Annotated in this window: 9 protein-coding genes; 2 read left to right on the forward strand and 7 right to left on the reverse strand. The window is 59.2% G+C overall.

Annotated elements, in window-relative coordinates; translation table 11 throughout:
- Positions 1-109: 109 nt before the first annotated feature.
- The 4 genes from ABIE16_RS12945 to ABIE16_RS12960 form a co-directional block, all read right to left on the reverse strand.
- Complete coding sequence (locus tag ABIE16_RS12945) at positions 110-346, reverse strand: DUF1653 domain-containing protein (RefSeq protein ID WP_057715655.1); 237 nt, start codon at positions 344-346, stop codon at positions 110-112.
- A 95-nt stretch (positions 347-441) separates the two neighbouring features.
- On the reverse strand, positions 442-1,617 hold the full coding sequence (fadA, locus tag ABIE16_RS12950; RefSeq protein ID WP_008023006.1) for an acetyl-CoA C-acyltransferase FadA: 1,176 nt from the start codon (positions 1,615-1,617) through the stop codon (positions 442-444).
- Between the two features lie 29 nt (positions 1,618-1,646).
- Positions 1,647-3,794 carry a fatty acid oxidation complex subunit alpha FadB gene (gene fadB, locus ABIE16_RS12955; RefSeq protein WP_429521339.1) on the reverse strand — a complete coding sequence of 716 codons (2,148 nt, stop codon included), beginning with the start codon at positions 3,792-3,794 and terminating at the stop codon, positions 1,647-1,649.
- A 619-nt stretch (positions 3,795-4,413) separates the two neighbouring features.
- A complete protein-coding gene (locus ABIE16_RS12960) occupies positions 4,414-4,851 on the reverse strand; it encodes a hypothetical protein (RefSeq protein ID WP_429521340.1) in 438 nt (145 codons plus the stop codon).
- 104 nt (positions 4,852-4,955) lie between these two features.
- Between ABIE16_RS12960 and ABIE16_RS12965 the strand changes: the two genes are divergently transcribed.
- Positions 4,956-5,396, forward strand: a complete 441-nt coding sequence (locus ABIE16_RS12965) for a universal stress protein (protein WP_046041383.1) — start codon at positions 4,956-4,958, stop codon at positions 5,394-5,396.
- Between the two features lie 184 nt (positions 5,397-5,580).
- Here the strand turns inward: ABIE16_RS12965 and ABIE16_RS12970 are convergent, their stop codons facing one another.
- Positions 5,581-7,500, reverse strand: coding sequence for an ATP-binding cassette domain-containing protein (locus tag ABIE16_RS12970; RefSeq protein ID WP_008022990.1), 1,920 nt, complete (start codon positions 7,498-7,500; stop codon positions 5,581-5,583).
- Between the two features lie 215 nt (positions 7,501-7,715).
- Here ABIE16_RS12970 and ABIE16_RS12975 point away from each other — a divergent pair, with 215 nt between their 5' ends.
- Entirely contained in the window at positions 7,716-9,644 is a 1,929-nt protein-coding gene (locus ABIE16_RS12975; protein ID WP_057715658.1) for a transglycosylase SLT domain-containing protein, read from the forward strand.
- A gap of 54 nt (positions 9,645-9,698) precedes the next feature.
- Here ABIE16_RS12975 and ABIE16_RS12980 read toward each other — a convergent pair whose 3' ends face one another.
- On the reverse strand, positions 9,699-10,742 hold the full coding sequence (locus ABIE16_RS12980; protein ID WP_154946515.1) for a Fic family protein: 1,044 nt from the start codon (positions 10,740-10,742) through the stop codon (positions 9,699-9,701).
- A 68-nt stretch (positions 10,743-10,810) separates the two neighbouring features.
- Positions 10,811-12,586: an ABC transporter transmembrane domain-containing protein gene (locus ABIE16_RS12985; protein ID WP_218496888.1), complete on the reverse strand. Its 1,776-nt coding sequence runs from the start codon at positions 12,584-12,586 to the stop codon at positions 10,811-10,813.
- Between the last annotated feature and the right edge of the window lie 196 nt (positions 12,587-12,782).

Genomic DNA, 12,782 nt, shown 5'->3' on the forward strand with positions numbered 1-12,782 from the left:
AGAAAATTCCTGAATTCGAGAAGTGAAAGGCGGTTGGCGCCTGACGCGGCACCGCTATATATAGTGGCTACAAGATGAGGTCAAGCGCAGGGCTCTGCGCGCACTCCCCTTATGGCTGCGGAAAAACGCTCGGTTCGGCCTGCACCAAAGCAAAGCGTGGCACCTGTTCGCCGTCAACCTCGACGGACTCCAGGAACATGCTCAAGGGACGCACCCAAAAGCCGTAATCGCCATACAGGGCTTGGTAGAAGACCACTTCTTCTTCGGTTTCCGAATGCCGCGCAACACTGAATACGCGGTACTGCGGACCTTTGTAATGTTGGTAGAGCCCAGGTTGTATCGGCATGCTTTGGCCCTCACTCAAATTTTTTCAAAATAAAAAAATAAATCCGGAAAAACAAAAACCGGGGCACTTGGCCCCGGCTTCCATCAACGAGACGCTTAAACGCGTTCGAAGACGGTGGAGATGCCTTGGCCGAGACCAATGCACATGGTGGCTACCCCGAAGGTACCGCCATTCTGCTTCATCACATTGAGCAAAGTGCCGGAGATACGCGCACCGGAGCAACCGAACGGGTGGCCCAGGGCGATCGCGCCGCCGTGCAGGTTAACCTTCTCGTTCATCTTGTCGAGTACTTTCAGATCTTTCAGCACTGGCAGGGCCTGTGCGGCGAAAGCTTCGTTGAGCTCGAAGAAGTCGATGTCGGAAATGCCCAGACCCGCGCGCTTCAGTGCTTTTTGTGTGGCCGGTACTGGACCATAGCCCATGATTGCCGGATCCACACCTGCCACTGCCATCGAACGAATCACCGCCAGAGGCTGGATACCCAGATCCTGTGCACGCTGCGCCGACATCACGATCATGCACGAGGCACCATCGGTGATCTGCGACGAGGTACCGGCTGTCACGGTGCCGCCCTTCGGATTGAACGCCGGCTTCAGAGCCGCCAGGCTTTCCAGGGTGGTTTCCGGACGAATGGTTTCGTCGTAGTCGAAGGTTTTCAGGAAACCGTTCTCGTCGTAGCCCTGCATCGGGATGATTTCGTCTTTGAACTTGCCTTCCACGGTCGCCTTGTGGGCGAGTTGGTGGGAGCGCACGCCGAAAGCGTCCTGTTGCTCGCGAGTGATGCCGTGCATCTTGCCCAGCATTTCCGCGGTCAGGCCCATCATGCCCGAGGCTTTCGCCGCGTACAGCGACATGTGCGGGTTCGGATCGACACCGTGCATCATGCTCACGTGACCCATATGCTCGACGCCACCAACCACGAAAACGTCACCGTTGCCGGTCATGATCGCTTGCGCGGCAGTGTGCAGAGCGCTCATGGACGAGCCACACAGGCGGCTGACAGTCTGGCCGGCCGAAGTGTGCGGGATCTGGGTCATCAGCGACGCCATGCGCGCGATGTTCCAGCCCTGCTCCAGGGTCTGGTTCACACAGCCCCAGATCACGTCTTCGACTTCGTTCGGGTCGACCTTGACGTTACGTTCCAGCAGTTTGCTGATCAGGTGCGCCGACATGTCTTCGGCACGGGTGTTGCGGTGCATGCCGCCCTTGGAGCGGCCCATCGGAGTACGACCGAAGTCGACAATCACGACGTCTCTAGGATTCAAGCTCATAAGTTCACTCTCACTCTAGTTGGGGGCGCTTAACCGAAGAAGCTCTGGCCGTTCTTGGCCATTTCGCGCAGCTTCGCGGTCGGGTGGTACAGCGCGCCCAAATCAGCGTACTGGTCAGCCAGGGCAACGAACTCTGCCACACCGATCGAATCGATGTAACGCAGCGCACCGCCACGGAATGGAGGGAAACCAATACCGTAGACCAGACCCATGTCGGCTTCGGCAGCGGTTTCGATGATGCCGTCTTCCAGGCAACGCACGGTTTCCAGGCACAGCGGGATCATCATCCAGTTGATGATGTCTTCGTCGGTGACTTCGCGCTGCTCGTAAACGATCGGCTTGAGCACTTCCAGTACCGATGGATCGGCAACCTTCTTCTGCTTGCCCTTCTTGTCGGTCTCGTAGGCGTAGAAGCCCTTGCCATTCTTCTGGCCCAGGCGCTTGGCTTCGTAGAGTACGTCAACGGCCGAGCGACGGTCGTCCTTCATGCGGTCCGGGAAGCCTTCGGCCATCACGTCACGACCGTGGTGACCGGTGTCGATGCCGACCACGTCCATCAGGTAGGCCGGGCCCATCGGCCAGCCGAATTTTTCCATGATCTTGTCGATACGGACGAAGTCCACACCGGCGCTGACCAGCTTGGCGAAACCGCCGAAGTACGGGAACAGGACGCGGTTGACCAGGAAGCCCGGGCAGTCATTGACCACGATCGGGTTCTTGCCCATTTTCTTGGCGTAGGCAACGGTGGTGGCAACAGCCAGCTCGCTGGACTTCTCGCCACGAATCACTTCCACCAGCGGCATCATGTGCACCGGGTTGAAGAAGTGCATGCCGACGAAGTTTTCCGGACGCTTGAGGGCCTTGGCCAGCAAGGTGATGGAAATGGTCGAGGTATTGGACGCCAGGATGGTGTCCTCCTTGACCTTGTCTTCAACTTCGGCCAGTACCGCTTGCTTGACCTTCGGGTTCTCGACGACCGCTTCGACCACCAGATCCACGTGACCGAAGTCGCCGTAAGACAGGGTTGGACGGATGCCGTTGAGCACTTCAGCCATTTTCGCGGCGGTCATGCGACCTTTATCAACGCGACCGACCAGCAGTTTGGCGGCTTCGGCCAGACCCTGCTCGATACCGTGCTCGTTGATGTCCTTCATCAGGATCGGCGTGCCTTTGGAAGCCGACTGATAGGCGATACCGCCACCCATGATGCCGGCGCCCAGTACGGCGGCCTGCTTCACGTCCTTGGCGATTTCGTCGTAGGCCTTGGCCTTTTTCTTCAGTTCCTGATCGTTCAGGAACAAGCCGATCAGGCTCTGTGCGGCAGAGGTCTTGGCCAGTTTGACGAAACCTGCAGCTTCAATTTCCAGCGCCTTGTCGCGACCGAAGTTCGCGGCTTTCTGGATGGTCTTGATCGCTTCAACCGGCGCCGGGTAATTCGGGCCAGCCTGGCCGGCCACGAAACCCTTGGCGGTTTCGAAAGCCATCATTTGTTCGATGGCGTTCAGCTTCAGCTTTTCCAGCTTCGGCTGGCGCTTGGCCTTGTAGTCGAACTCGCCTGAGATGGCGCGCTTGATCAGTTCCAGCGCGGCATCCTGCAGTTGCTCAGGAGCAACCACTGCGTCGACGGCGCCGACTTTCAGCGCGTCTTCAGGACGGTTTTCCTTGCCGGCGGCGATCCATTCGATGGCGTTGTCGGCACCGATCAGGCGCGGCAGGCGCACAGTACCGCCGAAGCCCGGGTAGATGCCCAGCTTGACTTCCGGCAGACCGATCTTGGCCTTGGTGGACATGACGCGGTAGTCCGCCGCCAGGCACATTTCCAGACCGCCACCCAACGCGATGCCATTGATCGCGGCGACGGTCGGGACGTTGAGGTCTTCGAAATCGCTGAAAATCTTGTTGGCTTCGAGGTTGCCAGCAACAAGTTCTGCATCCGGCAGCTTGAAGTTGTCGACAAATTCGGTGATGTCGGCGCCGACGATGAACACGTCCTTGCCACTGCTGACGATCACGCCCTTGATCGAAGCATCTGCCTTGATGGTGTCTACGGCCTGACGCAGTTCGTTCAGGGTTAGACGGTTGAACTTGTTGACGGACTCACCCTTGAGGTCGAACTTCAGTTCGACGATGCCACTTTCAAGAGCCTTAACCGTGATGGCTTTACCTTCGTAAATCATCAACTGATCTCCACGATATGGAAGCTGAACAGTACACGTCGGACGCAGGCGAACGGCTTGGCAGGGACGTTGATCGTCAATGCTACGCCCATTCCCCCGGCACACCCGCCAACGCGATAGTCGGGATTCTGTAGGAGCGGTCTGAAATACAAACGCTCAATTCATACGCCCGTTTGATTTGGGTACGTCACCTTCACGGAATTTCCGACAATTGTCAATCGCCCGAAACATGGGTTGAAACGCGACTTTCCGGTCATATCCGTACTGCGAAGACCTTAAACACGCTTGAGCATGCAAGGTCATTCATAGAATCAATTGTTAGAAAGTTCGCCCTAATTCGCTGCAGCCCGTGTTTAACAAGCTACGCTGGCGGAACCCAGGGGAAAATTGTGAACGCTTTTGGCGAATGCCCAGCGTAAGATCAGCCAACACCGTTTTTACCGGCCTGCCTGGCCAACTCCAGCCCGATGATGAATGTCGGGCTTTTTATTGCCTGCGAAAAACACCTGTAGGAGCGAGCTCGCTCGCGATGGACGTCAACGATGACGCGGGAAGCCTGGCACCCCGCGGCGCTCTCAGGTTCATCGCGAGCAGGCTCGCTCCTACAGGGGATCGGGTTTCAGGCGAGGGCTTTGAGGGTGGCGTCGATCTGCTGCAACACCTCGGCCTCGCCCTTCTCGCCCCAGTACAACGTGATCATTTGCTTGTCCGCCTCGACTTTGTAGACGTTGGCCGGCAATTTTTCGAAATGATCGAGCAGCGAGCGATCTTCACAGATTTCCTGCCATTGATTGACCCAGACACCCGGTGATTTTTGCCAGTAACTCCAGCACGCCGGCTGATTGCCACGGCGAGGACGATGGTACTGGGCGCAGGGGCTCGGCGGCTCCTGGCTGAGCCAGTGCGGCCACTCCTGAGGCGCCAATTGCATGGCCAGCCCGATGCGCCGAGCCTCCATCCGCAAGGCGATGCGCCCGCTCTGAACTCGCGACGGCCGCAACCATGCCAGCGGACTCAGCACCACCAGCAGGATTGACACCACTATCCAGACCGTCATATCTGTACTCCCGAATTTGAATGAGCCCATTGTGTCACTTTGGAACCAATGCGCTTGAAACCAGCCATACTTACCAATATTGCATCCCCCAGGAGGAGCACCTCATGCCCTACAACCATATTCTGGTCGCTGTAGATCTGACCGAAGAGTGCGACCCTGTGATTCACCGCGCTCGCGAACTGTCGGTGAGCAACGGTGCGAAATTGTCGCTGGTGCACATTGTCGAGCCGATGGCGATGGCCTTCGGCGGCGACGTGCCGATGGACCTGTCACAACTGCAACAGCAGCAGTTCGATCAGGCCAAGGAGCGCCTTGACCGCTTGATCCTGAAATACCCGGAGCTCTCCAGGGAATACAGCCACCTGACCTACGGCCAGCCACGCCAGGAGATCCACCACCTGGCCAAGGAGCAAACCTGCGACCTGATCGTGGTGGGCAGCCATGGCCGGCATGGTCTGGCACTGTTGCTGGGCTCCACCGCCAATGACGTGCTGCATGGCGCGCCTTGCGATGTGCTGGCGGTGCGCCTGCAAAACAAAAGCTGACAACACGCCCTTGTAGGAGCGAGCCTGCTCGCGATGGTCGTCAACGATGACACGGGAAGCCTGACACCCCGCGGTGCTCTCAAGTTCATCGCGAGCAGGCTCGCTCCTACAGGGGGATTGCATTTCATATGAAAAGCCCGGCGTTCATCACTGAACGCCGGGCTTTTTTTTGTTACCGGGTCAATCAGGCATCCAGCTCGGCCCAACGCTCGACCATGATGTCGAGTTCAGCCTGCAACTGCTCCAATTGAGCAATCACCGCAGCCGTTTCGGCCGCCGGACGCTGATAGAAGCCGGCATCCGCCATCTGTGCTTCAACGGCGGCAATCTGCTGCTCCATGGCCTCGATCTGCCCCGGCAACGCCTCCAGTTCGCGCTGCAATTTGTAGCTGAGCTTTTTCTTCGCCACTGGCGCTTCGACAGCTGCCGCAACCGGCGCAGGCTCGGCCTTCACCACCGCGGAGTTCAGGTCGGCCTTGCCGGACTTGCTCTCGGTCACGCCCAGTAGACGCGGCGAGCCGCCCTGGCGCAGCCAGTCCTGGTAGCCACCGACGTACTCGCGAACCTTGCCTTCACCTTCGAAGACCAGGGTACTGGTGACCACGTTGTCGAGGAATGCCCGGTCGTGGCTGACCATCAGTACGGTGCCGTTGAAGGTCAGCAAGACCTCTTCCAGCAGCTCGAGGGTTTCGACGTCGAGGTCGTTGGTCGGTTCGTCGAGTACCAGCAGGTTCGCCGGCTTGCTGAACAGCTTGGCCAGCAACAGACGGGCACGCTCACCACCCGACAGCGCCTTGACTGGCGTGCGGGCACGCTGCGGGCTGAACAGGAAGTCGCCGAGGTAGCTCAGCACGTGGCGGCTCTGGCCGTCGATATCGATGAAGTCGCGACCTTCGGCCACGTTGTCGATCACGGTTTTTTCCAGATCCAGCTGATGGCGCAACTGGTCGAAGTAGGCGACATCGATCCGGGTGCCCTCTTCCACTTTGCCGCTGGTCGGCTGCAAGCCGCTGAGCATCAGCTTCAGCAGGGTGGTCTTGCCGGTACCGTTGGCGCCGAGCAGACCGATACGGTCGCCGCGCTGCAGCACCATGGAGAAGTCCTTGATCAGGAACGGACCGTCCGGGTGAGCGAAACTCACGTTATCGAGGACCATGACCTGCTTGCCGGACTTGTCGGCGGTTTCCAGCTGGATATTGGCCTTGCCGGTACGCTCACGACGCTCGCTGCGCTCGACACGCAAGGCTTTGAGCGCACGTACACGACCTTCGTTACGGGTGCGACGGGCCTTGATGCCCTGGCGAATCCACACTTCTTCCTGGGCCAGGCGCTTGTCGAACAGCGCGTTGGCGGTCTCCTCGGCCGCCAGTGCGGCTTCCTTGTGCACGAGGAAACTGGCGTAGTCGCCGTTCCAGTCGATCAGGCCGCCGCGATCCAGTTCGAGGATGCGGGTTGCCAGGTTCTGCAGGAAAGAACGGTCGTGCGTGATGAACAGCACGGCGCCCTGGAAATCCTTCAGCGCTTCTTCAAGCCAGGCGATGGCACCGATGTCCAGGTGGTTGGTCGGTTCGTCGAGCAGCAGCAGGTCCGGCTCGGACACCAGGGCCTGGGCCAGCAGGACGCGACGACGCCAGCCGCCGGACAACTCGGCGAGGGTCTTGTCGGCCGGCAGTTGCAGGCGGCTCAAGGTGCTGTCGACGAGGGTCTGCAAGCGCCAGCCATCGCGGGCTTCGAGGTCGTGCTGGACGTGCATCAGCTTGTCCAGATCGGCGTCAGTGACGATGTTCTGGCTCAGGTGGTGATATTCGGCGAGCAAGGCGCCAACGCCGTCCAGGCCTTCGGCCACCACGTCGAACACTGTCCGCTCGTCGGCCACCGGCAATTCTTGCGGCAATTCGCCGATCTTGAGCCCGGGTGCGCGCCAAACGGAGCCGTCATCGGGCTTCTGGTCGCCCTTGACGAGCTTCATCATGCTGGACTTGCCAGTGCCGTTGCGGCCGATGATGCACACCCGCTCACCACGGGCGATCTGCCAGGACACCTTGTCCAACAACGGCATAGCGCCGAAAGCAAGGGACACATCGCTGAATTTGAGCAGGGTCATGAGCTTCTCCAAAAACCGGGCGCGCATTCTACCTGACTTGAGGCTTCAGAAGGCCGGCAATTTCACTCTCGTAGCACTCTGCATGACAAATGTTGCGAACTGATGCGGGAAGACCCGCAAAGCTTTCACCGGCTGCTGGCAAAAGGCTAAGCTACAGACAATTCAGCGCGGGCCTGGCCCGCGCTTGTCATGATTTTTCTCTGCCCGGACGTCTCATGCGCAGTCGCCTTTTCAATCTTTTATCTGCTTTTTTACTGTCTGCCGCTGCCGTTCAATCCGCCCAGGCGGTGGACCTGTCCACCCAACGCCAGTATTACGATGAAGCCAAGCGCGCCCTGGCCAAGGGTGATAGCGGCCCGTATTTCCGTTACAGCCAGGCCCTCGCCGATTATCCGCTGGAACCCTACCTGGCGTACGACGAACTGACCGCGCGCCTGAAAACCGCGAGCAACGCCGAAATCGAGAAATTCCTCGCCGAACACGGCGACCTGCCCCAGGCCAACTGGATGAAGTTGCGTTGGTTGCGCTGGCTGGCGGAACGGGGCGACTGGGCGACCTTCGTCAAGTACTACGACCCGAAAATGAACTTCACCGAACTGGACTGCCTGAATGCGCAGTACCAGATCAGCCACAACCTCAAAGCCGAAGGTTACGCCAACACTGAAAAGCTCTGGCTGACCGGTAAATCCCAGCCCGAAGCCTGCGATGCCCTGTTCGGCATGTGGGCCGCCGATGGCCAGTTGACCGAGCAAAAGCGTTGGGAACGCGCCAAACTCGCCGCCCAGGCGCGCAACTATCCCCTGGCCAACAGCCTGATCAACGGCATGACCACCCTCGCCCCTCGCGGCCGCTTGCTGGTGGACGTGGCGCAGAAACCGGAACTGCTCAACCAGCCGTCACGCTTTACCCCGGCCGATGAAGCCATGTCCGACGTGGTCAGCCTCGGCCTGCGCCGCCTGGCTCGTCAGGACCCGGACAGGGCCATGAATCTGCTCGACGGTTACGCCAGCAGCATGCATTTCTCCCGGGATGAAAAAGTGGCGATCGCCCGGGAAATCGGGCTGACCCTCGCCAAACGTTTCGACAGTCGAGCCCTGGACGTCATGACCAAATACGATCCGGAACTGCGCGACAACACGGTTTCCGAATGGCGCTTGCGCCTGCTCCTGCGCCTGGCGCGCTGGGACGATGCCTATCAGTTGACCCGCCGCCTGCCCCAGGACCTGGCCACCACCAACCGCTGGCGTTACTGGCAGGCCCGCACCCTGGAGCTGGCGCAACCGCAGAACCCGGAAGCCCAGACCCTTTATCGAAGCGTGGCTCGTGAGCGCGACTTTTATGGGTTCCTCGCGGCGGATCGCTCGCAGTCCCCCTATTCGCTGAACAACAAGCCGCTGGTGATGAGCCAGGCGCTGATCAACAAAGTGCGCAACACCCCCGGCATACGTCGCGCCCTGGAGTTCCACGCTCGCGGGCAAATCGTCGACGGGCGCCGCGAGTGGTACCACGTCAGCCGTCACTTCAGCCGCGACGAAATGGTCGCCCAGGCCAAACTGGCCTACGACCTGAAATGGTACTTCCCGGCCATTCGCACCATCAGCCAGGCGCAGTACTGGGACGATCTGGATATCCGTTTCCCGATGGCCCACCGCAACACGCTGGTGCGTGAAGCGAAGAATCGCGGCCTGCATCCGAGCTGGGCGTTTGCCATCACTCGCCAGGAAAGCGCCTTCATGGAAGATGCCCGCTCCGGGGTCGGCGCCTCGGGCCTGATGCAACTGATGCCCGCCACCGCCAAGGAAACCGCACGCAAGTTCAGCATTCCCTATAGCTCGCCACAGCAACTGTTCAACCCGGACAAGAACATCCAGCTCGGCGCCGCATACCTGAGCCAGGTGCACAGCCAGTTCAACGGCAACCGCGTCCTCGCCTCCGCCGCCTACAACGCCGGCCCGGGCCGAGTGCGCCAATGGCTGCGCGGTGCGGACCACCTGAGTTTCGACGTGTGGGTGGAAAGCATTCCGTTCGACGAAACCCGCCAGTACGTGCAAAACGTGCTGTCGTATTCGGTGATCTATGGCGAGAAGCTCAACTCACCGCAGCCAATCGTGGATTGGCATGAGCGGTATTTCGACGATCAATGATTCAAATCGACCCTCAAAAAAAGCCCGCATCTCAGATGCGGGCTTTTTTGTTGCTCAGAATTTCTTTGCCGACTTGAGTCGTGCGAAGACCTGTTTTCCAAGCTGGGTCAGGCGATACTTTTGTGCCGGACTACTTGGCGACTCAGGATGGGTCATCTCTATCCATTCGACCGCTAATGCAGGCCTGAGATAGTTAGCCCGAAAGGTCGCCCTGTGCACCAATCCGATGTCAGCCATCAATTCGCTGATCTTTCGCGGACCGTTAAGATGCAGTGCAGAAAGCAACTTCTCTACTGGGTCGGTTACTGGGTCGGTTACTGGGTCGATTTCTGGCTCACCCCGTACCGCCTCCGATAGTGCAAGGCTCATGGCTTGCAACATGAACTCTACGAAAGGCGTTGATTCCGCCAAATGATCGGCCGCCGACAATGCCGCGTAGTACGCCTCCTGCTGATCCCGAATCACGGCCTCAACCGGCAAATAAGATAATACCGGGCGCCACTGACTGAGTATCAGGGTTTGCCAAAGGCGTCCCATACGTCCGTTACCGTCAGCGAAGGGATGGATGAACTCAAATTCATAATGAAAGACGCAGCTGGTAATCAGCGGATGCCAGTCCGAGGCACCAAGCCACGCCAACAAGTCATCAATCAAGTGCACAACGCGACTCGGCGGCGGCGCCATATGGATCAACTTATCGCCACGATAGATACCCACGCCGGTTCGACGAAACTGCCCGCATTCATCAATCAATCCGCCCATCAGCAATTCATGGGCACGCAGTAAATCGGTCCGGCTGCTTGGCTGCCAATCAGGCATGGCTTCGTATGCAGCAAACGCATTTCGTACTTCCTGGATTTCCCGAGGCAACCCCAGCACACGCTGCCCTGCCAGAACGGCAGTCACCTGCTCGATGCTCAGCGTATTGTTTTCGATGGCCAAAGAAGCCTGAATCGTTCGAATCCGATTGCCACGACGTAACTGAGGTGTCTGCAGGCGTTCGTCCATAGCCGTAAGCTGACCGATCTGTTCGCTGATATCGGCGATCAGCGACAACATTTTCGTCGTCAAGGTCAACGGTGGTTGATAACGGCTCATATCCTCATCCGGGCTCATAACAGAGGACGACATAATGCCCGAACCGGGCGTCATTCATCAGTAGTCATTCATGCCGCTTCATGTCCATCACTGAACTGCAACGCCGCCAACCGCGCATACAACGCATTGCTGGCAATCAGCTCCAGATGCGTGCCCACCGCCACCAGTTTCCCCTGGTCCATCACCGCAATTCGGTCGGCGTTTTTCACCGTGGCCAGGCGATGGGCGATCACCAGGGTGGTCCGGTTTTTCATCAGTGTCGGCAGCGCCTGCTGGATCAGGTGTTCGCTTTGGGCGTCGAGGGCGCTGGTGGCTTCGTCCAGGAGCAGGATCGGCGCGTCCACCAGCAACGCACGGGCAATGGCCAGGCGTTGGCGCTGGCCGCCGGACAAGCCGAGACCACCGTCCCCCAGATGAGTCTGGTAACCATTGGGCATGGCTTCGATAAAGTCATGGGCGTAAGCGACTTTTGCCGCTTCCTGTACCTCGGCCAACGTCGCCTGCGGATTGCCGTAGCGAATGTTTTCTTCAATGCTGCCGAAAAACAGCGCCGGGGTTTGCGACACCAGGGCAAAACAGCGACGCAGGTCCAGCGGGTCGAGTTGAGTCAACGGCACGCCATCGAGCAGGATGCGCCCCTCGGCCGGGTCGTAAAAACGCAGCAGCAAGTCATACACCGTGGATTTTCCGGCCCCCGATGGCCCGACCAGCGCCAGCGTCTCACCGGCATTGACGGTCAGGCTCAACCCGTCGACAGCATAATTTTCCGGCCGCGACGGGTAGGAAAAACGCACATTGTGTAGTTGTAGTTGGCCATTGACCCGCTCCGGCAGCTTCACCGCGTCCGCCACCGGCGGCAAGATGATGTTTTCCGAACGCAGCAACTCGGCAATCCGCTCGGCCGCGCCGGCTGCCCGCTGCAACTCGCCAATCACTTCGCTCAACGTGCCGAACGCGCTGCCGACAATCAGGCTGTAGAACACGAACGCCGCCAGCTCGCCAGCGGAAATTCGCCCGGCGATGACGTCCATGCCACCAACCCAGAGCATCACCCCGACCGCACCCAAGACCAACACGATCACCAGGGTAATTAGCCAGGCCCGCTGGAAGATGCGCTTGCGCGCGGTGTTGAACGCCTCTTCCACCGTCACGGCAAACCGTCGCTCGTCCTGGGCCTGATGGTTGTAGGCCTGCACGGTCTTGATCTGCCCCAGGGTTTCGGACACATAACTGCCGATATCGGCAATCCGGTCCTGACTCAGGCGTGAGAGGTTACGCACCCGGCGTCCGAAGATCAGGATCGGCGCGATCACCAGGGGCAAGGCAACCACCACGATGCTGGTGAGTTTGGGGTTAGTGATGAACAGCAGGACGATCCCACCGATCACCATCAGCAAATTGCGCAGGAACAATGACAGCGAAGAACCGATGACCGATTGCAGCAGCGTGGTGTCGGCGGTCAGGCGGGACTGGATTTCCGAGCTGCGATTGTCTTCGTAAAACCCCGGGTGCAGGTAAATCAGATGATTGAACACGTTGCGGCGGATATCGGCGACGCAGCGCTCGCCGATCCACGACACCAGGTAAAACCGTGCAAAGGTTCCTATCGCCAATCCCGCCACCAGTAACATGAACAGACCGATGGACTGATTGAGCAGATGCGGTGACTGGGTCATGAACCCCTCGTCCACCAGCAGGCGGATGCCTTGCCCCATGGACAAGGTGATGCCAGCGGTGACGATCAGCGCCAGCAAGGCGCCAAAGGCCTGCCAGCGATATGGCGCGATGAAGCGACTGGCCAGGCGAATGGCACGGCGGTGACGGGCAGAGAGCATCGTAATCATCCTGGACAAGGCAATCATTAGGGTCAGCCTATACCGCTCAATGGGGTGGCTTGCTGCAAATCACAATGAGTCGGGTTAATTATGTCCGCCAACACTAGAGGCTAGACGCTATTGGTCTAAAGTTCGGGTAGCCACGTGGTGGCATTTCTGGTGGACTGGTTCTGCCCCCCAGGAAAGATCGCAGGGAGTTGTCATA

It is taken from the genome of Pseudomonas sp. 2725, from assembly GCF_050434585.1.
Classification (GTDB): domain Bacteria; phylum Pseudomonadota; class Gammaproteobacteria; order Pseudomonadales; family Pseudomonadaceae; genus Aquipseudomonas; species Aquipseudomonas jessenii.

What these genes read in the sequence shown, in the direction of transcription:
- ABIE16_RS12965 (WP_046041383.1), top strand. Translation starts at nt 4,956, where the DNA reads ATGCCCTACAACCATATTCTGGTCGCTGTAGATCTGACCGAAGAGTGC.
- ABIE16_RS12960 (WP_429521340.1), bottom strand. Translation starts at nt 4,851, where the DNA reads ATGACGGTCTGGATAGTGGTGTCAATCCTGCTGGTGGTGCTGAGTCCG.
- ABIE16_RS12970 (WP_008022990.1), bottom strand. Translation starts at nt 7,500, where the DNA reads ATGACCCTGCTCAAATTCAGCGATGTGTCCCTTGCTTTCGGCGCTATG.
- ABIE16_RS12980 (WP_154946515.1), bottom strand. Translation starts at nt 10,742, where the DNA reads ATGAGCCGTTATCAACCACCGTTGACCTTGACGACGAAAATGTTGTCG.
- ABIE16_RS12985 (WP_218496888.1), bottom strand. Translation starts at nt 12,586, where the DNA reads ATGATTACGATGCTCTCTGCCCGTCACCGCCGTGCCATTCGCCTGGCC.
- ABIE16_RS12945 (WP_057715655.1), bottom strand. Translation starts at nt 346, where the DNA reads ATGCCGATACAACCTGGGCTCTACCAACATTACAAAGGTCCGCAGTAC.
- fadA (WP_008023006.1), bottom strand. Translation starts at nt 1,617, where the DNA reads ATGAGCTTGAATCCTAGAGACGTCGTGATTGTCGACTTCGGTCGTACT.
- ABIE16_RS12975 (WP_057715658.1), top strand. Translation starts at nt 7,716, where the DNA reads ATGCGCAGTCGCCTTTTCAATCTTTTATCTGCTTTTTTACTGTCTGCC.
- fadB (WP_429521339.1), bottom strand. Translation starts at nt 3,794, where the DNA reads ATGATTTACGAAGGTAAAGCCATCACGGTTAAGGCTCTTGAAAGTGGC.